Below are 24,666 nucleotides of genomic sequence, written 5' to 3'. Positions count from 1 at the left end.
CCCCCTGCTGACTGTTGCCTCTCTGTCAGCGGAATCCTATCTTCAGGCAGGACTTCGCCAAAGAATTCGGGAAACGTCCGGCTTTGGGGTGACTCCGCGCAGTGACAACCATGCGAGGCCGCGACGGGCGGCGTAATCGGCGAGCGTACGGGCGTCGCGCTCGCTCATGTCACCCGCGTCCGCCAGCACCGGCGTCAGCGCGATGCTGCGCCACGCCGCCACGGGGTCCGTCAGGCCATGAGCCCGCGCGACCTGCTCCGCCGCCGCCCGCACGGACGCCGCCACCAGCCCCAGCCGGGCGCCCCGCGTGCTGCGCGGCTCGATGGCGGCCAGCAGGTTGACCGTGCCGACCTCGGCGCCCGCCTCGCGGGTGGCGCGCAACATCGCTGCGTCGCCGGGGGCCAGGCCGTCGCGGCGCAGCGGCAGCGAGAAACTCACCTTCAGCCGCCGCTCGCGTTGCACGGCGTGGATCGCCCGCGCGCGGCGCAGCACCGCGGCCCGGTCGGCGCTGTCACGCACCTCGAAGTCGACGGCCTCGGCGTCGAACGCGCCGACCACCCGGCGGTACGCGGCGGCAAGGCCGCCCGGCCTGGTGCAGGTGGCGGCCAGCTCCGGGCCGTCGGGGCCGCCGAACACGGGCGCGGCGTCGCCGCCCATCGCCCTCAGCTTGCCGATCCGGTTGGCCACCGGGTTCCTGCCCGGGTCGAGAAGGCCGGCGCGGGTGTGGGCGCGGGCGGCCCCGGCGCCTTCCTGATCGGGGACGTCGCTGTCCTGGCTCGCGTCGTCAGCCGTTGCGGCGCTCTGGTCCGCGCCGCCGGCCATGACCGGCGGGTCCGTGTCCGGCAGGCCGCTCCACTTGGGTGAGCAGCCGTCGCCGCCCGCCACCAGGTGGCCGAGCGCGTACCGGCGCACCCCCGTGCGACGCGCCTGTCCTGGCAGGTCGAACGTGGGCTCGCGGGCCGTGTCCACGAACCCCACGAACGCCGCGTGCGGCGCCCCCGCCGGAGTCGGCGGCGGCGTGCCGGACGGGCGCGCGGCAGGCGGACGCGACGGCGCGGTGGCGTCCGCCGGTAGCAGGCGCACCACCGTGACGGTGCCGGCCGCGAGCGCGAGCGCCCCGAGAACGGCGAACGGGCGCGGGAGCAGGCCGGGCTCCCTCTTGTGCCGAGGCATGGGCCACCCCGAGTGTTCGGTCGGCTACTTACAGCACTGCCCCCGCACGCTAGCAAGCCCGTACGGCGCGGCGCGGGCCTTTTCCGGTTCACGTCCGTTGTGTGCGGATAATGTGGACCATGAAGCTGCGGATCTTCACCGAGCCCCAGCAGGGCGCCACCTATGACGACCTGCTCGCCGTCGCCCAGGCCACCGAACGCCTGGGTTTCGACGCTTTCTTCCGGTCGGACCACTACCAGCGCATCGGCGCCGGCGACCAGGGCCCCGGCTCCACCGACGCGTGGATCACCCTTGCCGGCCTGGCCAGGGAGACGTCCGGCATCAGGCTGGGCACGCTGGTGTCGCCGGCCACGTTCCGGCTGCCGGGGCCGCTGGCGATCACCGTGGCGCAGGTCGACCAGATGAGCGGCGGCCGGGTCGAGCTGGGCTTCGGCACCGGCTGGTTCGACGGCGAGCACTCCGCTTACGGCATCCCGTTCCCGCCGATGAACGAGCGCTTCGGGCGGTTCGAGGAGCAACTGGAGATCCTCACCGGGTTGTGGGCGGCGCAGGAGAGCTACTCCTTCGAGGGCAGCTACTACCGGCTGGCCGACTCCCCCGCGCTGCCCAAGCCCGCCCAGCGGCCCCGGCCGCCGGTGATCATCGGCGGGATCGGGGCCAAGCGCACGCCCCGCCTGGCCGCCGCGTACGCCGACGAGTACAACGTGCCGTTCCACACCGTGGGCGACACCCGCGACGCCTTCGACCGGGTGCGCCAGGCCTGCGAGGGGACCGGGCGGACCCTGCGGCTCTCGGCGGCGCAGACGACCGTGGTCGGCAAGGACCGTGCGGAGGTCGAGCGGCGCGCCACCGCCATCGGTGAGGATCCCGATCGGCTGCGGGAGGGCGGTCTGGCGGGGACGCCGGAGGAGGTTCTGGAGAAGATCGGGCAGTTCGCGGGGATCGGGGCCGAGCGGATCTACCTGCAGATCCTCGACCTGGGCGACCTGGAGCACCTGGAGCTGATCGCCGCCGAGGTGCTGCCCCACGTGTGACGACCGGCCACACGGCTGCCCGGCCGGGCGGCCCAGCGCGGCGGCGGCCCCGCATGGGCGGCGGCCCCGCGTGGGCGGCGGTTCGGGGTGGGCGGCGGTTCGGGGTGGGCGGCGGTTCGGGGTGGGCGGCGGTTCGGGGTGGGCGGCGGTTCGGGGTGGGCGCGCGGGCGGTAATCGGTTGGCGGCGCTTTGCGAGGTTGCGGCAGACTTGGGATGTGCTGCTGACGATCACGACCACCGCCAGGCCCGCCACCGACCTGGGCTTTCTCCTGCACAAGCACCCCGATCGCGTGCAGGAGTTCAGCCAGTCGTTCGGCAAGGCCACGGTGTTCTATCCGGAAGCGGCCGAGGAGCGCTGCACCGTGGCGCTCCTGCTGGACGTGGACCCGATCGCCCTGGTCAGGTCGCGCGGCAAGAACTCCCCCGACTTCACCCTGTCGCAGTACGTCAACGACCGCCCGTACGCGGCCTCGTCGCTGCTGGCGGTGGCGCTGGCCGACGTGTTCCGCACGGCGCGGGCCGGGCGGTGCAAGGCCAGGCCCGAGTTGCCCGGCACGCCGCTGCCGCTGGAGCTGCGGCTGCCCGCGCTGCCCTGCCGGGGCGGTCCTGAGCTGGCGCGAAGGCTGTTCGAGCCGCTCGGCTGGGAGGTGGACGCACGGCCGGTGCCGCTGGACGACGGTTTCCCCGAGTGGGGCGAGTCCCGATATGTCGGGCTCACCCTGCGTGGCGCCATCCGCCTCGCCGACGCGCTCAACCACCTGTACGTGCTGCTGCCGGTCCTCGACGACGGCAAGCACTACTGGGTCGCGCCCGACGAGGTGGACAAGCTGATCAGGGCCGGTGAAGGGTGGCTGGGCGGCCATCCGGAGCGCGGCCTGATCACCCGGCGGTACCTGGGACGGCGCTGGGCCCTGGCGCGCACGGCGCTGGCGCGGCTGGCCGAGCTGGGCGACGAGACGGAGGAGGAGCTGGAACCGGCGGTCGAGGAGGACGCCCCCGCGAACGTGACGGCCGCCGACGAGGCAGCCGCCGCAGAAGCCGAAGCCGCCGACGAGGCAGCCGCCGCAGAAGCCGAAGCCGCCGGCCCTCACCCTGAGCCCCTCCCCCAGGACCAGCCCACCACCCCCAAGCCGAAGCCCCTCAACACCCTCCGCCGCGAGGCCATCCTCACCAAGCTGGAGGAACTCGGCGCGACCACCGTGATCGACCTCGGCTGCGGCCAGGGCGAGCTGGTCGGCGCCCTGCTCACCAGGCCCAGATTCGCCCGGGTCTCCGGCATGGACGTCTCCCCGATGGCCCTCACCATCGCCGCCCGCAAACTCCGCCTCGACCGCATGCCCGACGCCAGGCGCGCCCGCCTCACCCTGTTCCAGGGCGCGCTCACGTACACCGACAAGCGCCTGTCCGGTTACGACGCCGCGGTGCTCATGGAGGTGATCGAGCACGTGGACCCGCCGCGCCTGCCGGCGCTGGAACAGGTGGTGTTCGGCCGCGCCAGGCCCCGCCACGTGCTGGTCACCACCCCGAACGTCGAGTACAACGTCCGCTACGAGTTCCTGACCGGCCTGCGCCACCCCGACCACCGTTTCGAGTGGACGAGAGCGGAGTTCGCCGGCTGGGCCACCCGGGTGGCCGGCCGGTACGGCTACCAGGTCGCCTTCGCCCCGGTCGGCGACGACGACCCCGAGCTCGGCCCGCCGACCCAGATGGGAGTGTTCACCCTTGATCAGCGTTCCTGAGCTCTCCCTGGTGGTGCTCGTGGGGGTGTCGGGCAGCGGCAAGTCCACGTTCGCGCGCAGGCACTTCAAGCCCACGCAGGTCATCTCGTCCGACTTCTGCCGCGGCCTGGTCTCGGACGACGAGAACGACCAGGCGGCCACCCCGGCGGCGTTCGACCTGCTGCACCACATCGTCGGCGTGCGCCTGTCCAGGGGGCTGTTCACGGTGGTGGACGCCACGAACGTGCAGTACGCCGCCCGCAAGAGCCTCATCGACCTGGCCAGGCGGCACGACGTGCTGGCCGACGCGATCGTCCTGGACGTGCCGGAGGAGGTGGCGATCGAGCGGAACACGGCCCGCCCGGACCGTGACTTCGGCCCCGGCGTGGTGATCAGGCAGCGCAAGGACCTGCGGCGCTCGCTCGGCAAGATCTCCAACGACGGCTTCAGGCGGGTGCACGTGCTGCGCGGCCTGGAGGAGGTCGAGGCCGCCACGATCGCGTACGAGAAGGCGTGGTCCGACAAGACGGAGCTGACGGGCCCGTTCGACATCATCGGCGACGTGCACGGCTGCCGCTCGGAGCTGGAGACGTTGCTGCGCGAGCTGGGCTGGGAGGGTCTGCGGCACCCCCACGGGCGGACGGCGGTGTTCGTCGGCGACCTGGTGGACCGCGGGCCGGACACGCCGGGCGTGTTGCGCCTGGTCATGGACATGGTGGAGGCGGGCACCGCGATCTGCGTGTCGGGCAACCACGAGCAGAAGCTGGTGCGCGCGCTGAACGGCCGCAAGGTGAAGGTGGCGCACGGTCTGCAGGAGTCGCTCGACCAGCTCGCCGCGCAGCCGCCCGAGTTCGTGGCGCGGGCGAGGACGTTCATGGACGGCCTGCTCAGCCACTACCGGCTGGACGGCGGCCGGCTGGTCGTCGCGCACGCGGGGCTGAAGGAGGAGTACCACGGCCGCGCGTCGGGCCGGGTGCGGGCGTTCGCCCTGTACGGCGACACGACGGGCGAGACCGACGAGTACGGCCTGCCGGTCCGCTACCCGTGGGCCGACGAGTACCGGGGCAAGGCCATGGTCGTCTACGGCCACACCCCCACGATCTCCCCCGAATGGGTGAACAACACCATCTGTCTCGACACGGGCGTCGTGTTCGGCGGCCACCTGACCGCGCTGCGCTACCCGGAGCGTCAGCTCGTCCAGGTTCCGGCGGAGAAGATGTGGTACGAGCCGGCGAAGCCGCTGTCGGCCACCGGCGGCCGCGACCCGGGCATGCTGGACATCAACGACGTGACCGGCACCCGGCACGTCGAGACCAGGACCGGCGGCCGGGTCAAGGTCATGGAGCAGAACGCCGCCGCCGCGCTGGAGGTCATGAGCCGCTTCGCGGTGGATCCGCGCTGGCTGGTGTACCTGCCGCCGACCATGGCCCCGCCGGAGACGTCCAGGCTCGACGGCTACCTGGAGCACCCGCACGAGGCGTTCGAGGAGTTCGCCGCGGCGGGGGTGCGCGAGGTCGTGTGCGAGGAGAAGCACATGGGCTCGCGGGCCGTGGCCGTGCTGTGCCGGACGCCGGAGGTGGCCGCGGCCAGGTTCGGGGTGGACGACGGCAGCGCGGGCGCGCTCTACACCCGTACGGGACGGCCGTTCTTCGCCGACACCGCGCCGCTCGTGGAGCGGCTGCGGGAGGCGTGCGCGCCGCTGTGGCCCGCGCTGGAGTCCGACTGGGTGGTGCTCGACTGCGAGCTGCTGCCCTGGTCGGCCAAGGCCGGGGAGCTGATCAGGTCGCAGTACGCCTCCGTCGGCGCGGCGGCCCGCGCGGCGCTGCCGGAGGCGGTCGCGGCGCTGGAGGCGGCGGCCGGGCGCGGGCTGGGTGTGAGCGATCTGCTTGACCGCGCCCGCCGCCGCTCGCAGAACGCTGCCCTGTTTCGCGACGCTTATGCCCGCTACTGCTGGCCCGTCGACGGGCTGGAGGGCATCCGGGTGGCTCCGTTCCAGATCCTGGCCTGCGAGGGGCGGGCCACGGCGCTGGAGCCGCACGCCTGGCACCTGTCCACGCTCGCGCTGCTCGACTCGCCGCTGATCACCGCGACCCGGCACGTGTTCGTCACGCTGGACTCGCCGGAGTCCAGGGCGGCGGCGACCGCGTGGTGGGAGTCGATGACGGCGGACGGCGGCGAGGGCATGGTGGTCAAGCCCGCCTCGTACGTGCCCGGCCGGGTGCAGCCGGGGGTGAAGGTGCGCGGGCGCGAGTACCTGCGCATCATCTACGGCCCCGACTACACCGAGTCGCTGGACGTGCTGCGGCGCCGCTTCCTCGGCAAGAAGCGGTCGCTGGCGCTGCGCGAGTACGCCCTCGGCCTGGAGGCGCTGTCGCGGCTGGCGGACGGTGAGGCGGGCTGGCGGGTGCACGAGCCGGTCTTCGCCGTGCTCGCCCTGGAGTCCGAACCGGTCGACCCACGCCTCTGAGCTGCGACCTTGATGGAATAGGTGAGTGATCGCCGGGTAGTTCCCCGACCATTCGGGGAGGTAACCGCATGGCTACGCAATACACCCATCATGAGCATCTAGGGCACGTCATCTTCATCACGGCGGCCGCCGCCATCGGTGGGTTCCTGTTCGGGTACGACAGCTCCGTCATCAACGGCGCCGTCATCGGCATCCAGAAGCACTTCCAGGTGGGCTCGTTCGAGACCGGCTTCGTGGTGGCGATCGCGCTGCTGGGCTCCGCCGTGGGCGCCTGGGTGGGCGGCGGCCTGGCGGACCGATGGGGGCGTACGCGCTCCATGCAGGTCGCGGCGTTGCTGTTCGCGGTCAGCTCGATCGGGCAGATGTTGCCGTTCGCGGTGTGGGACCTGGGGTTCTGGCGGGTCATCGCGGGCTTCGCGATCGGCATGGCGTCCGTGCTCGGCCCGGCCTACATCGCCGAGGTCGCCCCGCCCGCCTACCGGGGGCGGCTGGGATCGTTCCAGCAGCTCGCCATCGTGCTCGGCATCGCGGTCGCGCAGCTCGTCGACTATTTGATCGCCCGCCTGGCGGGCGGCGACGTCAACAACGAGCTGTGGGGGCTGGAGGCGTGGCAGTGGATGCTGGGCGTCTGCGTCGTGCCCGCCCTGTTGTTCCTGCTGTTCGCCTCCACCATCCCCGAGTCGCCCCGCTACCTGGTCATGTCCGGACGGACGCGGCGCGCCCGCGAGGTGCTGGCCGAGATCGAGGGCGACGACGTGGACCTCGACAACCGCATCACCGAGATCCAGCACGTGCTGCGCACCGAACGCGTCCCCGGCCTGAAGGACCTGCGCGGCCGGACGATGGGTCTGCTGCCGATCGTGTGGATCGGTATCGTGCTGTCGGTCTTCCAGCAGTTCGTCGGCATCAACGTGATCTTCTACTACTCGTCCGTGTTGTGGCAGTCGGTCGGCATCAACCAGAGCGACTCCCTGCTGATCAGCTTCTCCAGCTCGATCATCAACATCGTGGGCACGTTCATCGCGATCTCGCTCGTGGACAAGATCGGCCGTAAGCCGCTGCTCCTGATCGGCTCGGCCGGCATGGCGGTCGGCCTGGCCACGGCCGCGTGGGCGTTCAGCTTCGCGGGGGGCGAGGGCGAGTCGGTCTCGCTGCCCGACCCGCAGGGCGCGATCGCGCTGGTGGCGGCGAACCTGTTCGTGTTGTTCTTCGCGCTGTCGTGGGGCGTGGTCGTCTGGGTGCTGCTGGGCGAGATGTTCCCCAACCGCATCCGCGCCGCCGCCCTGGGCGTCGCCGCCGCCGCGCAGTGGATCGCGAACTGGCTGATCACGGTGTCGTTCCCGGCGCTGGCGGAGTGGAACCTGCCGGTCACCTACGCCATGTACGCGCTCTTCGCGGTGTTGTCGTTCATCTTCGTGAGCAAGTGGGTGCGCGAGACCAAGGGCCGCAGGCTGGAGGACATGGGCTGATCACGCCCGCTCGCCGGCCACAGAACACGGCCTGCTTACGCCCTTTCATCGGCTAACCTCCGGCATGTGCTCGACGACGTCCTCGGCCCCTCCCTCGACGTGCTGTTCTGCGGCATCAACCCCGGCCTCATGTCCGAGGCCACCGGCCACCACTTCGCCCGCCCCGGCAACCGCTTCTGGCCGGCGCTGCACCTGTCCGGCTTCACGCCGCGCCTGCTCGCGCCCGCCGAGCAGCACCTGCTCCCCTCGTACGGGCTGGGCATCACCAACATCGTCCCCCGGGCCAGCGCCAAGGCCGCGGAGCTGACCAGCCAGGAACTGGTGGCGGGCGGCGAGGCCCTGGCCGCCAAGGTCGCCGCGCTCGGCCCGAAGGTGCTGGCCGTGCTCGGCATCTCCGCCTACCGCACCGCGTTCGCCCGCCCCAAGGCGGTCATCGGTCCGCAGCCGGAGACGGTGGGCGGGGCCCGCGTGTGGGTGCTGCCCAACCCGAGCGGCCTCAACGCCCACTGGACGGTGGCCACGATCGCCAGGGAAATGGGCCGCCTGCGCTCCTCCCTCGTGACGGAATGACCACCGATGCTGCGACATCTCGTGATCGCCACCCTGTTATCCCTCGATGTGCCCACCCAGGTCGCCCCGCTGCACGTAATGACGTGGAACGTCTGCGCGGGCACGTACAGCGGTTGCCCCCTCCACCGCCGCACCACCGCCGAGCTGGCCTGGCACGTCGCCGTACTGGCCACCAAGGCGGACGTCATCTTCCTCCAGGAGTTCTGCACGGGCGCTGACGCCGGCCTGGAACGCGAACTGGAGGCGCGCACCGGCCGGCCGTGGAGCGTCAAGTCGGCCGCGTTCGCCCACCCGGACGGCTCGCCGTACCAGTGCTCCCCCGACTGGAACGGCCGGGCACGCGGCGTGCAGAGCGTCACCCTGGCCCTGGCCCGGCAGGACGCCCGCTTCGAGGTGCACGCACTGACGACCCCGCCCTGGGGGCTGCGCAGGCCCGCGATCTGCACGGCCGACCGGGCGTTCTGCACCGCGCACCTGTCGTCCGGCTCGGTCTACGACGACCGGCAGAAGGGCGCGCCCTACCGGCACCGGCAGCTCCGCGAGCTGTTCGCGCTCGGCCGCCGGGGTGTCGTCGGGGGCGATCTCAATCTCGTCCCGCGCGCCGCTGCCGCCGCCTATGAGGGACGCGACGAGTGCGACCCGCGCGAGCGCTGGACCTACGTCACCCGGAAACGGAAGATCGACTACGTGTTCGCGGGCGACGGCCGCATGCGGGGCTGCTTCGTCGATCACGCCAGGAAGGGGTGGTCGGACCACGTACCGGTGCACGCGTGGGTGGCGGCACGATAACAGAGCGGCCCCCGCCGCCTTCGAGAAGGTGGTCGACACCCCGACCGGCGAACCGCCACGAGTACGGGGTCATGAACAGGGCCGAGGCTCCGGCGCCTCAGCACCCGGAGAACCCCGGCCCTCATCGCAGGCGAAACCCGATCACCCGCGGGAGATCACCTGGCCGCGAAGTCCTGCGTCCAGTAGAGCGTGCCCGACGAGTCCTTCGCCAGGCCGACACCGATCAAGTTGTACTTGCAGTTCATGATGTTCGCCTTGTGCCCGGAGCTGTTCATCCAGGACTGCATGACCGCGGCAGGCGTGCGCTGCCCCTTGGCGATGTTCTCGGCCCAGCCTGAGCCCCCGGTGAAGCCTGCCGCCCTGATCCGGTCCATGAAGGAGCGGCCGTCCTGGGAGGTGTGGCTGAAGTAGTTCTTCGCCGCCATGTCGGCCGAGTGCCCGAAGGCGGCGGCGCGAAGCTGCGGGTCGTGCTTGACGGCGGAGCAGCCGCCCTTGGCCCGCTCGGCGTTGACCAGCGCGACGACCTCGTTCTCCTCGGCCGTGCCGACGGTGCCGGTGGACGGCGTCGAGGTGGTGGGGTTCGGCGCGGGCGCCGTCGTGCTCGGGGAGGGAGCGGGCGTGCTCGGGCTGGGGGTCGGCGTTCCCGGACCCGGCGTGCCGCTGCCCGGCGTGCAGGTCAGTTTGACGGCCTTGGACTTGACGGGACGGCCGCGGTAGTCGGTGGCGGTCGCGTAGTAGGTGCCGGGCGCGCAGGCGAGCGTGAGCGTGAGGCGGCCCTTCCTGGTGGCGCCGCTCTTGACGACCGGGTCCTTGCCCGGGACGGCCCGCAGGATGCGGATGCGCAGCAGCGCGGAATTGAAGCAGCCGCGGCGAGCGGCGGAGGTCTGAATCTTCAGTGTGTCGCTGACCTGCGGCTTTGCCACACTCACGCGACACCGCGCCGTCTCCGACGCCGCGGCAGCCTGCGCGGCGCTCACGGGCGCTGCGATCGCTGCCAGGCTGACGGCTGCGGCGAGTACCCCAAGGGGTCTACGCATAGGGGGTTTCCTCCAGTTGCGGTAGACGCTGGATGGCACCGCATTCTGTCGGGACCGATACCGACTTGTCATCTAAAACGGAATATTTCCCTAAAGCGGGTGTAAACCAAAGTGATCGGTGGGACGTCTGTGCAGGCCATCGGGCCTGCACACCGGAGGGACCGAAACCCCCTTGCGTGGCCGGGATGCCGCCGAGGCTCGGCCGATCGGACTGAAAGATCATCCGCGCGGTGTGGCGGGCCAAGGGTGATGTCGACCACCCATGCGCGGCGTCTCACGCCAGGCGCGCCGCCGTCAGGGCGCAGCAACTCCACCGCGCTCGCCTGATACGCTGCAGCCCGGACGGTCACCTCCCCTGCCGCACCGGCATCCCGCGCCATGCGCCCCGAGCCCCGCGCCATGCGCGCCGAGCCCCGCGCCATGCGCCGACCGGCGCTTCCGCCGCCCCTCGCGGCGCGTTCTCCGGCTTCACCGCCACCGTCCTGGCACCCCAACGACCAACGGATCAGGACGATCAGTCGTCGAACGGCGTCCGGATCCAGGACCATGTGAGGAGCGTTCCAGTGCAGCGCTACATCCTGACCGGCACCCCCGGAGCGGGCAAGACCGCCATCCTCCGGCGGCTGGAATTCGACGGCCACACCGTCGTCGAGGAGGCGGCGACCGACGTCATCGCCCTGCGCCAGGCCGAAGGGGACGATGAGCCGTGGACGAGCCCGTCCTTCGTGGCGGACGTCGCCACCCTGCAACGGCAGCGCCAGGAGCGGGCCGACGGCCTGCCGGGCGACGTGCACTTCTACGACCGCTCCCCGATCTGCACCTACGCCCTGGCCGTCTACCTCGGCCATCCTGTCCCGCCGGTGCTGGCGCGAGAGTTGGAACGCCTCGAAGAGCTGCGGATTTACGAGAAGACGGTCTTGTTCGTGTGCAGCCCCGGGTTCGTGACGCCGACGGCGGCGCGGCGGATCAGCTCCGAGGAGGCTCGTCGGTTCGAGCGGATTCACCGGGACATCTACGGCTCGCTTGGGTACGAGTGCGTCCCGATCCCCTGGGGGCCGCTGGAGGTCCGGGTGGCGGCGGTGAAGGAATGGCTCATAACGGCTCGATGACCGCAATCTGCACTGCTGCTCTGATGCACTAGATCTCGCGGCAACCATCCAGGACTTGGCGCGGAGCTCCTCGTGGTCCTTCATGTGAAAGGCCACCAGTCCCGGACCGCGGTCCTAGGGCGCTTCTTCTCGAGGGAGACCGCTTGAATCATCATCTTCAGAATGCGTTCTGACATAGACTCGCAGGGTGAGCACCAGCCCTGCCGACACCGTCACCTTCTCTGACTTGTCGAGAAATCCCCGCGCAGTCGCCGAGCGTGCGGCACGCCTGGGACGCGTCCGTGTCACACATCGGGATGCGCCGGACTTCTACCTGACTGCGGCAAGCCGTGAAGAGGAACGCGATCAGACGCTGGCCACCGCATCTCGTCTGTTCCTTGCCTTGCTCAAACACGACCCCACTGCACGTGCGCTGGTCATCGCCATGCCGGAGGTATTTCCCTGGGTTCGACACCTGTCACGGGACGAACTACGGGCTTTCACCCTCGAACTGGTCGAAGCGCTCTCCGACGCGGTCGAGTTGGACGTTGACACCACCACTCAGGAGGTCATCGCAGGCTGGCGGGCCACGGCAAGAATCAAGGCTGATCCTGCGGACTACGCCAAGGCCCGCCAGGCTACGAGCGGCGACTTCGGCCAAGCGCAGGTCTCGGCGTGAGCCCGAAGCGGGGAGATCGAGTCACGATGCCTCCGCAGGATGACGAGTGGGATATCCGGTTCGGCACCAGCGACGCAGCCATCGGCTGGGAAGAATTGTGCCGTCATGCTCTGGCCAACACACGCCGATGTTTCGAGACGCTGCGCCTGGCGCCCCGTTCACGCGCGAGTCCCGATCGGCAGCATCGACTACGCGGAGCTCTCGCGACCTATCGTCACAACGGCAAGGACTTGGAGCAGTGGGAGTTCGAGGTCACCAGCGGGGGGCGGGTGCGCTACGCGATCGATGACTCCAACCGCATGGTCTGGGTCGTCTATGCATCTCCTCGACATCCCAAGGACACCGAGTGATGATCTGGACCGCTCCAATATTGAGTGCGAGGTCCTGATACTCGAGTTAACGCACAGGGGTGCAGGGGGCCGGGAGGCCCCTTGCCTGCGGGATCGTGGCGAAGCCGCGATCCCGCGACGAACACAGCCCGAGCCGAAGGCGAGGCCCGCTCGGGGCGGGCTCCCAACGGCCAGCCCGGTAAACGGGATTCGGGTGGGAGCAAGGCTCAGTGCTGGGAGAGCAGGTGAGCGAGCTCCTCCTCAACCTCCTGACTGGCCACGAACAACAACTCGTCCCCCGCCTCCAACGGATCATCCGCAGTGGGCACCAGCACCCGCCCTTCCCGCAGAATCGCCACCAAGGCGGAGTCCACCGGCCACGGCACCGACCCCGCCCGCTGCCCCACCACCGGCGCGTCCTCCGCCAAGGTCAGCTCCACAAGGTTGGCCTGCCCCTGCCGGAACGTCATCAGCCGGACCAGGTCGCCAACACTGACGGCCTCCTCAACGAGCGCGCTGAGCAGTCGCGGCGTGGAGACGGCCACGTCCACCCCCCACGACTCGTTGAACAGCCACTCATTGTTCGGATGGTTGATCCGCGCCACCACCCGCGGCACCCCGTACTCCGTCTTGGCCAGCAGCGAGACAACGAGATTCACCTTGTCATCACCAGAAGACGCAACGACGACGTGACAGTTGTTCAGCCCCGCCTCGTCCAGCGAGGCGATCTCGCACGCGTCCGCGAGCAGCCACTCAGCACGCGGCACGCTGTCGATCTTGATGGCCCGGGGGTCGTTGTCGATGAGCAGGACCTCGTGCCCGTTCTCCAGCAGCTCAGCCGCGATGGACCGGCCGACGGCCCCCGCCCCGGCGATGGCGACGCGCATCTCACTCGTCCTCTTCCGGTGCCGCGGCGAGCACCTTGTTGATCCGGTCCATGTCGTTCTCCGCGGCGATGACGTGCAGTACGTCGCCTTCCTGCACCACGGTGTCGTCGGCGATGGTGACGGCCTCACCCATGCGGTTGATGAAGGCGGCGCGGGTGCGGGCGCGGGTCTCGAGGTCGATGACGCGGGTGCCGATCCAGGTGGAGTTCACGGTGACCTCGGCCAGGACGACGGTGCCGGTGGGGTCGCGCCAGAGCGGCTCGGCGCCTTCGGGCAGGATGCGGCGCATGATCTGGTCGGCGGTCCACCGGACGGTGGCCACCGTGGGGATGCCGAGCCGCTGGTAGACCTCGGCCCTGCGCGGGTCGTAGATGCGGGCCACCACGTTGTCGACGCCGAACGTCTCACGCGCCACGCGGGCGGAGATGATGTTGGAGTTGTCGCCGCTGGAGACCGCGACGAACGCGGTGGCCGATTCGACGCCGGCCTCGGTGAGCACGTCGCGATCGAAGCCGACGCCGGTCACCCGCCGCCCGCGGAACCCGGCGCGCAGCCGGCGGAACGCCTGCGGGTCGCGGTCGATGATGGCGACGGAATGTCCGCTGTCTTCGAGGATGTGCGCGAGGGTCGATCCCACCCGGCCACATCCCATGATCACTATATGCATTTCCCCCCGCATCGTCAGCGGTCGGCCGGTTGCTGGACACCAGTATGGCCCCAGGGGGGAGCGCCGCGTTTAGGGCCTCGGCATGCGGCTAGCATCTCGTTACGTGGCGAAGGTAACGGATCTTGTCAAACGCTTGCTCGTGGGGCGCGCCCTGCGAAGCGGGCAGCTCCACGAGCAACTACTCCCCAAACGGATCGCACTGCCGGTCTTCGCGAGCGACGCGCTGTCCTCCGTCGCGTACGCGCCCCAGGAGATCCTGGTCATCCTGTCCCTGGCCGGGGTCTCCTTCTATTCCTTCAGTCCCTGGGTCGCCATCGCCGTCGTGGTCGTGATGCTCACGGTCGTGGCCTCGTACCGGCAGAACGTGCACGCCTATCCCAGCGGCGGCGGCGACTACGAGGTCGCCACCACCAACCTGGGCAAGAACGCCGGGCTCACCGTCGCCAGCGCGCTCATGGTCGACTACGTGCTGACCGTCGCGGTGTCCGTCGCGAACGGCGTCGACTACGTCGGCGCGACGATCCCGTTCGTGGGCCAGCACAAGCCCGCCGTCGCCATCGTCATCGTCGTCCTGCTCACCGTGGTCAACCTGCGCGGCATCCGCGAGTCCGGCGCCGCCTTCGCCATTCCCACGTACGCGTTCATGATCTCCGTTCTGGGCCTGATCCTCTGGGGCGGCTTCCGGCTGCTGGTGCTGGGCGAGGACCTCGAGGCGCCCAGCGCGCACTTCACGATCGAGCCCGAGCAGACGAACCTCACCGCCTTCGCCGCGGCGTTCCTGGTCCTGCGCGCGTTCTCGTCGGGCTGCGCGGCGCTGACCGGTGTGGAGGCGATCAGCAACGGCGTGCCCGCGTTCAGGAAGCCCAAGAGCAAGAACGCGGCCACGACGCTGCTGATGATGGGCCTGGTCGCGATCACGATGTTCAGCGGCATCATCGCGCTCGGCCTGGCGTCGGGCGTGAAGGTGGCCGAGCCGTCCGTCGTCGCCGAGGACCTGCTCAAGCCGGACGGCACGCCCGTCGGCCCCGACTACTACCAGCAGCCGATCATCTCGCAGGTGGCCGACGCGGTGTTCGGGGGCGGGTCGCTGCCGTTCATCGTGATCTCGGCGGTGACGGCGCTGATCCTGTTCCTGGCGGCGAACACGGCGTTCAACGGCTTTCCCGTGCTCGGCTCGATCCTGGCGCAGGACCGTTACCTGCCGCGCCAGCTCCACACGCGGGGCGACCGGCTGGCCTTCTCCAACGGCATCATCATCCTGGCGCTGGGCGCGTGCCTGCTGCTGTGGGGGTTCCAGGCGGACGTCAGCCGCCTGCTGAACCTGTACATCGTCGGCGTCTTCGTCTCCTTCACGCTCAGCCAGACCGGCATGGTCATCCACTGGACCCGCCACCTGAAGACCGAGACCGACCCCAGGGTCCGCCACCAGATGCACCGCTCCCGCGTGATCAACTTCTTCGGCGGGGTCATGACGGGCCTGGTGCTGATCGTGGTGCTGCTGACGAAGTTCCTGGTCGGGGCGTGGATCGTGGTGATCGCGATGCCGATCCTGTTCCTCATGATGAAGGGCATCAGGCGGCACTACGACAAGGTGGCGGCCGAGCTGGAGCTCACCGAGGACTACGAGCCGGCCATGCTGCCCGCCCGCAACCACACGATCGTGCTCGTCTCGAAGATCCACAAGCCGACCATGCGGGCCCTGGCGTACGCCCGCGCCACCCGTCCGTCCACCCTGGAGGCCGTCACGGTCGGCGTGGAGGGCGACGAGGCGCGCAAGTTGCAGGAGGAGTGGGAGCGGCGGGGCATCCCGGTGCCGCTGAAGATGCTCGACTCGCCGTACCGGGAGATCACGCAGCCGATCCTCGACTACGTCAAGGCCATCCGCCGGCGCTCGCCGCGCGACGTGGTGACGGTCTTCATCCCCGAGTACGTGGTCGGCCACTGGTGGGAGCACCTGCTGCACAACCAGAGCGCGCTGCGGCTGAAGGCGCGGCTGCTGTTCAAGCCCGGCGTGATGGTGACCAGCGTGCCGTGGCAGCTCCATTCGTCCGACAGGCTGCTGGGCAGGCCCGAGCCGTTCGCGCCCGGCGCGGTGCGGCGGCCCTGGCACCAGACGGTCAAGGAGGAGTCGCAGCAGCTAGCCGACAAGCGCCCGTAGCCGCCACGTGTCGTTGGGGCCCCAGCCCGGGGGCGCTGCCACGGCGGCCCAGCCGTCGACGATGTTGGCGCCGTACCGGTGGCCGTGGCCCGGCGGCACGTCCAGCGCGCTCGTCATGTCCACCAGCACCTGCCAGAACGTCACCAGCGGGAACCAGTTCATCTGCGGGTTGACGCCCGGCCCGCGCGGCCCCTCCAGCCACGCCGGCCTGCGGTAGATGAGCTGCGGCGACCACCACACGACGGGGTCGGAGGCGTTCTGCAGGTAGACCACGCGCGGGCGCGGCCACGGCGCGGCCGGCCGGTACAGGTCGAAGGGATGCTGGGCGAACCTGGCCGTCCTGCCGTCCTGGTAGACGGGCCGCCACACGGGGCTGCCGCGATCACGGCCGCTGGTGAGACGGTGCCAGATCGGGTTGGCGTTCGGCGGGCCCACGAACACCGCGCCGTCCGCCCGCGCCACCAGGTCCGCCAGGTCGCCGAACGCCTGCTCCAGCTCGTACGAGCCGAGACTCTCCCCCGACAGCAGCAGCCTCGGCCGCTCCCCCGCGGGCAGCCGCGCCCACCGCTCCCGCACCGCCTCGAACAGCGCCCTGCCCGCCGCGGCCGCCTTCTCCCTGTCGACCAGGAACGACACCCAGCTCGGCAGGTACGAGTACTGCATCGCGACCATCGCGGAGCGGCCGTTGTACATGTACTCCAGCGTGTCGGCGATGTGCGGATCGACCCAGCCGGTGCCCGTCGTGCCGAGCACGGCCAGCACGGGCCTGCCGAACGCGCCGGTGCGCTCCAGCTCGCGTACGGCCAGCGCCGCCTGCGCCTGCGGAGTGGCCGCGCTGTCAAGACCGATGTAAACCCTGATGGGCTCCTCCGCGGGCCTCCCGGAGAAGGCCCGCAGCCGGGCCGGCGTCGCGGCCGTCCCGGTGAACCGGCGGCCCTCCCGGCCCAGCGACTCCCAGCTCACCAGCGAGCGCGGCCCACCCGACACGTACGCCGACACCGGCGGGCGCACCCCCGGATGCGTGCCGTCGTTGGCGACGGACGAGATGTCACTCACCCTGGCCACGAACCCGTTGAACAGCACGTCGTTGGCGAACACCGCCACCAGCAGGCCGATGACCACCACCCCGACGGCATGACCCACGTACACCGGGACGTACCGGTCCAGCCAGGAGATCAGCTTGCGGCCCCCGAGGCGTACCAGCCGGGCGGCCAGCAGCGCGGCGGCGAACAGCACGGCCGCCATGGCCAGGATCACCGGCGGGAACCACTCGATCCGCGTGTCCATGCCCATGAGCGCCCGCAGGTCGCGCTGCCAGTCGTAGCTGTACCACAGCGCCACCACCACCAGCGCGGCACACCCGCCGAGCATCACCCGCCAGGCGGCCCGCCGCCCCCGATCAGGCAGTTTGATCATCGTACGGCACAGCGCCCCGACCGCCGCGCCTGCCGCGTACCCGAGAATGCCGGTGACCGCGCCCATCACGCCCTGGTAGAGCCACGTGCGGGGCAGCAGCGACGGCGTCAGCGAGGCGCAGGCGAACAGCGTGGCCAGCAGCGTCCCCCCGAACCCGAGCCGCCGCCGCACCACCCTTTCCATGAACACCCAGAGTAATGGATCAAGTCCGATAAGTGGTCATCCGGGTAGGGGCACTAAGGTGTCGGATGTGGAACAGGCATCTCTGGAGTTGACGGTAGGTCCGGTCGCCCATGGCGGCTGGTGTGTGGCGCGCCATGAGGGGCGGGTGGTGTTCGTACGGCACGCCCTGCCAGGCGAGCGGGTGATCGCCGACGTCACCGAGGAGACCACCCGCTTCCTGCGGGCCGACGCCGTCGAGATCCTGGACGCCTCCCCCGACCGCGTCGTCCCGCCCTGCCCGTACGCGGGCCCTGGCCGCTGCGGCGGCTGCGACTGGCAGCACGCCACCCTGGACGCGCAGCGCCGCCTCAAGGCCCAGGTCGTGGCCGAGCAGCTCCGCCGCCTGGCGGGCATCGAACGCGAGGTCGTGGTCGAGGAGGTGCCGGGGGCCAAGGACGGGCTCGGCTGGCGCACCCGCGTGCAGTTCGCCGCCACCCCCGCGGGCGAGCTCGGCTTCCGCCGGCACCGCTCCCACGACATCGAGGTCGTCGACGCCTGCCTGATCGCCCACCCGGAGGTCGAGGCCGTCGGCGCCGAGGACCACGCCTGGCCGGGCGCCGCCGGCGTCGAGGTCATCGCGTCCTCCGGCGGCGACCGCGCCGTCGTCGTCGCCCCGCGCCCCCGCCGCAGCGTCACCGTCCCCGACCTGGAGGCGCCCGCCTCCGTCCTGCTCGACCAGGGCAAGGGCCGCACGGTCCCGCGCCGCGGCTCGGGCGTCCTGCACGAGCAGGTCGGCGACCGCGAGTTCCGGGTCGCGGGCAGCGGCTTCTGGCAGGTCCACCCCGGAGCCGCCGAGACGCTCCTGGACGCGGTGCTCTCCTACGCCGCCCCCGAACCCGGCGAATGGGCGCTCGACCTCTACTGCGGCGTCGGCCTCTTCGCCGCCGGCCTCGCCGAGATCGTCGGCCAGGAAGGGGCGGTGTTCGGGCTGGAGTCCGAGGCCGCCGCCGTCCGCGACGCCCGCGCCAACCTCCGCGACCTGCCGCAGGCCCGGGTGGAACGGGGGCGCGTCGAGGAAGCCCTGGACCGGTTCCAGATCGAACGGGCCGATCTGGTGGTGGTGGATCCGCCTCGGGCCGGGTTGGGGCGGGACGTGGTGGAACGCATTGTGTCGCTGGACGCTCTGCGGATCGTGTACGTGTCCTGCGATCCGGCTACGTTGGCCCGGGATCTGGCTTGGCTGCGGGAGGGGGGCTATGTGCTTTCCGACCTGCGCGCTTTCGATGCCTTTCCGATGACTCACCATGTGGAGTGCGTCGCCCTGGTCGTCAAGGAGTAGGTCGGCCGACGCGCACCCACCCGTTGCCTCGATTGCCGAGTGGGCCGTCCGATGCCCGCCCCGAAAGGGCCTCGCCTTCGGCTCGGGCTGTGTTCGAGCGGGATCGCGGCTCTGCCGCGATCCCACAGGCAAGGGGCCTCCCGGCCCCCTGCACCCCCGGGCAACAGCCTCGTGAGCAAACGGGGAATTCATCAACATCGGCGCCATGGCCGGCGATCCAGCAGAAGACGACTTGTCACTGCGCCGACTCAGCGGCTTTCAGCGCGTTCGCCGTTTCGTCCGCACCCAGTGATCGCGAACGATGCGCAGAAGGCACTGGATTCGTCTTCGAGCACCTGATCGTCGGTCCTGCCGGGCCGCCTGAGCACCTACCGACAGCCCGGCCTGCGCCTTGAACCGAAGGCAAGTCCCAAAGCGCTGTCGCGATGACCGGGCGAGAAGGCGATGTGTGCCCGTGCTCGTAGATCACTGCCGGTGGTCACGTCATGCGTCCAGGCTCGTTGCCGCAACTTGAGTGCCGCGACTCGCAACGGTGACTTGCGTCCCCGCCATGGGCCGTCGCGAGCGATCCACATCGTTACCGTCCGCCACAACACCGTCACTCCTGACGCTGACGGTCGCGGCGGCCAACGCCCCTTGGCCACAGAAGAGACGGGACACACTGCCATAAATATGCACATATAACCGGCACGCCAGCGCCATAAAGACCGAATCGCTCGTTGAGGCCGATAAATACGGCCTATAGACCAAGCAGTACGGCTAGGAATAACATCACCCCATGCCCAAGAGTGATCGCGCGATGCCCGACGGCGCACGGAGCCGCAGTCCGCGATGCACGCATGCCAGCCCCGTACCTCCGCCCATCCACACAGAAGGAGCTGCAAGGCGGCCGGTTCATCACCGTCGGCGTCATCTGCTGCCCGAACCGGCACGTCGCCCCTTGAGATGACGTGCTGCGGCCCGACCACCTACGCCCGTTTCAGCAAGTCGCTCGCCGCGGGCGTGGGACCGCTGCGCGCAGGCGGGCGTCCATCCCGGCAGGTATGAGAAAGGAAAATCACGTGGCAGATACACACGACAGCAATCCCAGAGATGCCCCCTCCGAAGAGGACACCAGCACCGGTGCGGGTGCTGAAGCGGGCGACAGAGGAAGCAGAAGCCACCTGTCTTTTCTCAACGGGCTCCACGCCTTTCCTCACCCGAAGCCCGCACGGCCTGGCCACGTCAGAATCGACTGGTCCGAATCGGCGGGCAGGAGTGCCTCCTTCAGGGTCCGCAGCCACACATGCGAGTGCATGCCCACCATCTACGAGCTGTGCGCCGCAGGCGGCCTGCTGTACATCCGCCGTACCGAGAGAACAGCTCAAGACGAGCGGGTGTATGAGAGCCCTTGGATCCCGACACCCGAAGGGATCGCACTCTGGACCGCCCTTCTCGAAGGACGTGCCCGATAGCCCTCGCACCACAGCGGGAGGCCCCTCGCGACTCTCCCGCGAGGGGCCTCCCGCATCACGTACGAGCTCAGTTCATGCCATGCCAGGGAGTTGCGTCGTCGTCCGTGTCCGCACACCCGGCGGTCGTGGTCCACAGGGTCATCGGCGCGTCCATCTTGACCACGTTGGTCATCCCGTTCTCGCACATGACGAAGGTCGGCCCATGGAAGTCGAGGTCGTCGCCGGCGAGGGCGGGTGCGGCGGCGAGGAGCAGGGCGGCGGCGGTCATGGTGAAGGCGGCGAAGGCGGCTTTGTACATGGTGGTCCCCCGTTGTGGCGTGAGGTGATCTTTCGCCAGCCTTCGTACCCGCGGATGTGGATCAAGTGGTTCAGGGTTCGATGCGAAGATCTTTACCCGGCTGCCGCGCCCTCGCCTTCAAACCTTGATCCACGCCTCAGCCCGGCACCACCCGAGACCTGGAGCTCCTCAATCGATGATGAGATCGCCGCCGCTCTTGGCAGGGCGGCGGCGATCAAGCAAACGTTGCGGATTGAGGGCTTTGTCGTTCTTGACGGTTCCATACGGCCGTAGCTCGAATATTGGCGGGCTCGTTACACGCTCCCTCCGGGATCGATATGGCCGACTTCAGCTGGCCGCTGATGGCCCGGCCTCGTCAGCCGGCGGTCTGCTGGTCGCAGAACACCTTCTTGACGAGCCCGTCCACGAGCGTCTGGAAGCTGGCCGCCGGGCCCCTGGTGGCGTCGTCCACCCAGGTCACCGCGCCGGTCACGGTCGTCTTGCCGTCGGGCGAGCTGTACATCAGCGCGCCGTAGCCGTGCGGCGGGCTGCCGTTGTGCCGCAGGACGGTGCAGTTCGGGCCCAGGTTCTCGACGAACAGCCCGAGGCCGTAGCCCATTTTCGGGTTCGGTGTGCGCATCTCGGTGAGCAGCGCGGGCGGCAACAGCTTGCCGGCGTTCAGCGCGGAGATGAACGTCTGCAGGTCCTTGGGGGTGGAGGCGAGGTTGCCTGCGCCGGCCGTCATGGTCAGGTTCTGGCGGCTGATGTCGACCGTCCTGGTCCTGCCGTTCTCCTCGTAGCGGTAGTAGCCGTGGGCGTGCGGGCCGGGGAGCTGGGCGCGGTCGCCCGGCACCGAGGTGTCCTTCAGGCCGAGCGGGCGCAGGATGCGCCGCCGCAGCTCCTCGGCGTAGCTGCGGCCGGTGATCTTCTCGATCAGCAGCAGGGCCAGCGTGTAGGTGGTGTTGGTGTACTGCTGGTCGGTGCCCGGCTCGAACCGGGCCGGCTTGGACAGCGCCACCCGGATCAGCTCTTCCGGCTGGTAGCTGCGGAACCGGTTGTCCAGCCAGTCCTTGTTCATCGAGGGGACGCCCGTGACCCACGACCCGTCGGGGTCGAAGTCACCGGTGTAGTTGAACAGGCCGCTGGTGTGATCCAGCAGCATCCGCACGGTGATCCGCTCGTCCAGCCCGAATTCGGGCAGGTAGCCGGCCACCGGGGCGTCCAGCTCGACCTTGCCCTCGGCCACCAACTGCAACACCAGGGTCGCGGTGAAGGGCTTGATGTTGCTGCCCGCCCAGAACGAGCCGTTCACCGGCGGCTTGGCGCGCCGGCCGAGCTCGCGCACGCCGGCGCTGGCGGCCCACTCGCCCTGCTCGTCCTGCACGCGCAGTTGCACGCCGGTGAAACCGGCGTCGATGAACGCCTGCATGGCCTGCTGTAGTTCCGGGCGGTCCCGGTTCGTGGTGGCTGTCGCGGGGGTGGCCGTCCCGGCCAGCAGTGCGGCGGCCAGCGCCGTGACCGCGATGCGTCGCGTCGTTCGGGTTCTCATGGTTTCCCTCGTCTTCGTTGTCGTCGGGTTCTACGAACGGTCAGGGCTACGCGGCCGGGCCGAAGACCTCGGCCAGGAGGCGCTGGCTGGCCTGCTGGAAGGCAGCGCCCATGGACATCTCGGCGTCGTCGACGTAGGCGAGCGTGGCGGTCAGGCTGGTGGCGCCGTCGGCGGTGCAGAGCATCAGCGCGGCCTGGCCCGCGTTGCCGCCGTTGTGCGAGATGAGGGTGCCGCCGTTCTGGACGAACACGCCCAGCCCGTAGCCGGCCTTGGCCTCGGGGGTGAACATCTCGGCCAGCAGGTCGGCCGGCAGGAGCTTGCCGGTGACCAGCGCGGTGATGAAGGTCTGCAGGTCGCGGCTGGTGGAGATCATGTCGCCGCCGCTGGAGATCCAGGACGGGTTGTGCCGGGTGACGTCGACGAGGGTGTCGTCGTATCGGTAGTAGGCGTGGACGTGCGGGGCGGGCAGGTCGGTCTCGGTGGTGGGCTGGTGGGTGCCGGTCAGGCCGAGCGGCCCCAGGATGAGGCGCTGGAGCTCGTCGGCGACCGGGCGGCCGGTGACCTTCTCGATGAGGAGCCGGGCCAGGACGTAGTTGGTGTTGGCGTAGCTCCAGTCGGTGCCGGGCTCGAAGCGGGCGGGCTTGGACAGGGCCAGCCGGACCAGGTCTTCGGGCTGGTAGGTGTGGAAGCGGTTGTCCACCCATTCCTTGCCTGCCTGGGTGGCGGGGATGCCGGGGGCGAAGGTGCCGTCCTCGTAGTACTCGCCGGTGAAGTTGAAGATGCCGCTGGTGTGCTGGAGCAGCATCCGTACGGTGATCCGCTCGTCCAGGCCGAACTCGGGCAGGTAGCCGGCCACCGGGGCGTCCAGCGCGATCCTGCCCTCGGCCACCAGCCGCAGCACCGCGGTGGCGATGAAGGTCTTGGTGTTGCTGCCGATCCGGACGTGCGCGTCGATCGGCGCGGGGGTGGTGCCGCCGCGTTCGGTCGTGCCGGCACTTCCGGCCCACTCGCCGCGCTGGTCGCGGACGCGCAGCGTGACGCCGACGAAGCCGGCCTCGACCATGTCCTGGAGGATCTGCTGCAGCTGCGGGCGGTCCTGCGGGACATCGAGGGCTTCGGTGATCTTGCGGGCCATCTCGGTCATGGTGGGGTTGGCCTCGCCTGAGTGGGTGGCCGCGTCGAGGGCGACCAGGACGGTGCGGCGGAAGTCGCCGGCCTCAGCCGGGTCGCGCAGCAGGCGCATGGACGCGGTGAGCGCCGGCAGCACCTGGTCGGCCAGGTCGGCCACACTCTTGCCCCAGCTCACGCCCTTGGGCGCCTTGGCCAGAATGTGCCCGACGGTGCCGGTGGCCGAGGTCAGGGCGAGGGAGCCGGCGGTGGCGACCTGGTGTGCCGAACCGGCGGCGCCGGCGGCCGACATCAGCGACACGGCGCCCCAGGCGGCGATCCGGAGGGTGTGCTGGTCCTGCTCGGCAAGGGTGATGGACATGGTGACGCACTCCTTAGAGGGGTTCGTTCGCGGCGGGTTCGTCCGTCGAACGAGAGCAACGTTAGGGGAGTTGTCAGAGGTTTGGCAACTAATTGCCAAATCAAATTGCCAAGCTTCGGATCGAGAGGCAATAACTTGTCTGCGCGTAGGCAAGTAGGTTAGTCTCAAGCCCGCACGCCGCAGCCACGCAGGAGTACAGGCATGCGCGAGCAGCCAGTTCTCGGCCGACGGCTCAGGCAACGGAGAACCGAACGCGGCCTCACCCTCGCCGCGCTCGCCGGCGAGGGCATGTCCACCGGATACCTGCCCCGCCTGGAATCGGGCGCCCGTCAGCCCACCGAGCGCGCCATCGCCCACCTAGAGGACGTGTCTCGAAGAATGACGAGCCAGTCGTTGATCGACGGCTGAGCGGGCGCGGTAGTCGACGGGGTCGAAGGCCGGAGGCCGCCTTGTCCGCGCGGACGGTCTGGGGGCGGGTACGCAGGCGACCGCGCCCGAGCCGGGGCACCCGAATCGCGGCCATGACCGCGGCGCATCACCGCACTGCCCAGCGGTGAGCACCCGTGTCAGCAGCCGCCGGCCCCGTTCGCAGGCCAGATGCAGCTTGGTCGACAGCCCACCTCGGGAGCGTCCGAGGGGCGTGATCTGCGGCCTCGGACCCTACTCCGCCGGACGGCTCGGCCTGCCGCGTGTCGATGGGCCCGGCAGATGGTGGAGTCCACCCCGACGTGCCAGCCGACCAGCTTCTGGGCATCGGCCAACGCATGCAGCCGGGTGAGGATCTGCTGCCAGCGGATCCCGTCGATCAGTTGACGCTTGCTCCACCGCGACGGCCGACCCGGCCTTCAGCCCGTAGGTAGCCACGGCTCCAGCCGCGCCCACTGCGCATCGGTGAGGTCGAACGGCCGCGTCACC

Annotated in this window: 20 protein-coding genes and 1 pseudogene; 12 read left to right on the top strand and 9 right to left on the bottom strand. The window is 70.1% G+C overall.

The window, feature by feature from the left end:
• Nucleotides 1-42: 42 nt before the first annotated feature.
• Nucleotides 43-1,173 carry a hypothetical protein gene (locus FXF51_RS11605; protein ID WP_148434295.1) on the bottom strand — a complete coding sequence of 377 codons (1,131 nt, stop codon included), beginning with the start codon at nucleotides 1,171-1,173 and terminating at the stop codon, nucleotides 43-45.
• Between the two features lie 119 nt (nucleotides 1,174-1,292).
• Here FXF51_RS11605 and FXF51_RS11600 point away from each other — a divergent pair, with 119 nt between their 5' ends.
• The 6 genes from FXF51_RS11600 to FXF51_RS11575 all read left to right on the top strand — a co-directional run bounded on the left by FXF51_RS11600 (nucleotide 1,293) and on the right by FXF51_RS11575 (nucleotide 9,220).
• Entirely contained in the window at nucleotides 1,293-2,207 is a 915-nt protein-coding gene (locus tag FXF51_RS11600; protein ID WP_148434294.1) for an LLM class F420-dependent oxidoreductase, read from the top strand.
• Nucleotides 2,208-2,422: 215 nt separating this feature from the next.
• Entirely contained in the window at nucleotides 2,423-3,946 is a 1,524-nt protein-coding gene (locus tag FXF51_RS11595; RefSeq protein ID WP_148434293.1) for a 3' terminal RNA ribose 2'-O-methyltransferase Hen1, read from the top strand.
• The gene (locus FXF51_RS11590; protein ID WP_148434292.1) at nucleotides 3,930-6,392 is read left to right on the top strand and encodes a polynucleotide kinase-phosphatase; all 2,463 of its coding nucleotides are present in this window, start codon (nucleotides 3,930-3,932) and stop codon (nucleotides 6,390-6,392) included. Before FXF51_RS11595 ends, FXF51_RS11590 begins: the two co-directional genes overlap by 17 nt.
• Nucleotides 6,393-6,460: 68 nt before the next feature.
• Nucleotides 6,461-7,861 carry a sugar porter family MFS transporter gene (locus tag FXF51_RS11585; protein WP_148434291.1) on the top strand — a complete coding sequence of 467 codons (1,401 nt, stop codon included), beginning with the start codon at nucleotides 6,461-6,463 and terminating at the stop codon, nucleotides 7,859-7,861.
• A gap of 66 nt (nucleotides 7,862-7,927) precedes the next feature.
• On the top strand, nucleotides 7,928-8,431 hold the full coding sequence (gene mug, locus FXF51_RS11580) for a G/U mismatch-specific DNA glycosylase (RefSeq protein WP_148434290.1): 504 nt from the start codon (nucleotides 7,928-7,930) through the stop codon (nucleotides 8,429-8,431).
• 6 nt (nucleotides 8,432-8,437) lie between these two features.
• The gene (locus tag FXF51_RS11575) at nucleotides 8,438-9,220 is read left to right on the top strand and encodes an endonuclease/exonuclease/phosphatase family protein (protein WP_148434289.1); all 783 of its coding nucleotides are present in this window, start codon (nucleotides 8,438-8,440) and stop codon (nucleotides 9,218-9,220) included.
• Between the two features lie 155 nt (nucleotides 9,221-9,375).
• Here FXF51_RS11575 and FXF51_RS11570 read toward each other — a convergent pair whose 3' ends face one another.
• Nucleotides 9,376-10,149, bottom strand: a complete 774-nt coding sequence (locus FXF51_RS11570; protein WP_148434288.1) for a CAP domain-containing protein — start codon at nucleotides 10,147-10,149, stop codon at nucleotides 9,376-9,378.
• Nucleotides 10,150-10,820: 671 nt separating this feature from the next.
• Here FXF51_RS11570 and FXF51_RS11565 point away from each other — a divergent pair.
• The 3 genes from FXF51_RS11565 (at nucleotide 10,821) to FXF51_RS11555 (ending at nucleotide 12,374) form a co-directional block, all read left to right on the top strand.
• A complete protein-coding gene (locus tag FXF51_RS11565; protein ID WP_148434287.1) occupies nucleotides 10,821-11,366 on the top strand; it encodes an ATP-binding protein in 546 nt (181 codons plus the stop codon).
• A 187-nt stretch (nucleotides 11,367-11,553) separates the two neighbouring features.
• A complete protein-coding gene (locus FXF51_RS11560; protein ID WP_148434286.1) occupies nucleotides 11,554-12,024 on the top strand; it encodes a hypothetical protein in 471 nt (156 codons plus the stop codon).
• Nucleotides 12,025-12,050: 26 nt separating this feature from the next.
• Complete coding sequence (locus FXF51_RS11555) at nucleotides 12,051-12,374, top strand: hypothetical protein (protein ID WP_262379441.1); 324 nt, start codon at nucleotides 12,051-12,053, stop codon at nucleotides 12,372-12,374.
• Between the two features lie 206 nt (nucleotides 12,375-12,580).
• Here the strand turns inward: FXF51_RS11555 and FXF51_RS11550 are convergent, their stop codons facing one another.
• Both FXF51_RS11550 and FXF51_RS11545 read right to left on the bottom strand, forming a co-directional pair.
• The gene (locus tag FXF51_RS11550) at nucleotides 12,581-13,240 is read right to left on the bottom strand and encodes a potassium channel family protein (RefSeq protein ID WP_148434284.1); all 660 of its coding nucleotides are present in this window, start codon (nucleotides 13,238-13,240) and stop codon (nucleotides 12,581-12,583) included.
• 1 nt (nucleotide 13,241) lies between these two features.
• On the bottom strand, nucleotides 13,242-13,907 hold the full coding sequence (locus tag FXF51_RS11545) for a potassium channel family protein (protein WP_148434283.1): 666 nt from the start codon (nucleotides 13,905-13,907) through the stop codon (nucleotides 13,242-13,244).
• 103 nt (nucleotides 13,908-14,010) lie between these two features.
• Here FXF51_RS11545 and FXF51_RS11540 point away from each other — a divergent pair, with 103 nt between their 5' ends.
• Complete coding sequence (locus FXF51_RS11540) at nucleotides 14,011-16,065, top strand: APC family permease (protein WP_148434282.1); 2,055 nt, start codon at nucleotides 14,011-14,013, stop codon at nucleotides 16,063-16,065.
• On the opposite strand, the gene FXF51_RS11535 is transcribed toward FXF51_RS11540, so the two are convergent.
• Nucleotides 16,045-17,664: an alpha/beta hydrolase gene (locus FXF51_RS11535; protein ID WP_148434281.1), complete on the bottom strand. Its 1,620-nt coding sequence runs from the start codon at nucleotides 17,662-17,664 to the stop codon at nucleotides 16,045-16,047. The genes FXF51_RS11540 and FXF51_RS11535 overlap by 21 nt on opposite strands.
• Nucleotides 17,665-17,752: 88 nt before the next feature.
• Between FXF51_RS11535 and FXF51_RS11530 the strand changes: the two genes are divergently transcribed.
• A complete protein-coding gene (locus FXF51_RS11530; RefSeq protein WP_262379469.1) occupies nucleotides 17,753-18,982 on the top strand; it encodes a class I SAM-dependent RNA methyltransferase in 1,230 nt (409 codons plus the stop codon).
• 1,521 nt (nucleotides 18,983-20,503) lie between these two features.
• On the opposite strand, the gene FXF51_RS11525 is transcribed toward FXF51_RS11530, so the two are convergent.
• The 3 genes from FXF51_RS11525 to FXF51_RS11515 all read right to left on the bottom strand — a co-directional run bounded on the left by FXF51_RS11525 (nucleotide 20,504) and on the right by FXF51_RS11515 (nucleotide 23,751).
• Nucleotides 20,504-20,734, bottom strand: coding sequence for a hypothetical protein (locus tag FXF51_RS11525; protein WP_148434279.1), 231 nt, complete (start codon nucleotides 20,732-20,734; stop codon nucleotides 20,504-20,506).
• Nucleotides 20,735-21,089: 355 nt separating this feature from the next.
• Complete coding sequence (locus tag FXF51_RS11520) at nucleotides 21,090-22,262, bottom strand: serine hydrolase domain-containing protein (protein WP_148434278.1); 1,173 nt, start codon at nucleotides 22,260-22,262, stop codon at nucleotides 21,090-21,092.
• Between the two features lie 46 nt (nucleotides 22,263-22,308).
• Complete coding sequence (locus FXF51_RS11515; protein WP_262379440.1) at nucleotides 22,309-23,751, bottom strand: serine hydrolase domain-containing protein; 1,443 nt, start codon at nucleotides 23,749-23,751, stop codon at nucleotides 22,309-22,311.
• Nucleotides 23,752-23,952: 201 nt separating this feature from the next.
• Between FXF51_RS11515 and FXF51_RS11510 the strand changes: the two genes are divergently transcribed.
• Complete coding sequence (locus tag FXF51_RS11510) at nucleotides 23,953-24,159, top strand: helix-turn-helix domain-containing protein (RefSeq protein WP_148434277.1); 207 nt, start codon at nucleotides 23,953-23,955, stop codon at nucleotides 24,157-24,159.
• Nucleotides 24,160-24,190: 31 nt separating this feature from the next.
• On the opposite strand, the pseudogene FXF51_RS63720 reads toward FXF51_RS11510, so the two are convergent.
• Nucleotides 24,191-24,387, bottom strand: a pseudogene (locus tag FXF51_RS63720) (IS5/IS1182 family transposase); the annotation flags it as partial.
• Nucleotides 24,388-24,666 lie beyond the last annotated feature (279 nt).

The sequence above is a fragment of the Nonomuraea sp. PA05 genome (assembly GCF_008086045.1).
Lineage (GTDB): Bacteria > Actinomycetota > Actinomycetes > Streptosporangiales > Streptosporangiaceae > Nonomuraea > Nonomuraea monospora.
This window is presented reverse-complemented; position numbering and strand designations above follow the sequence as displayed.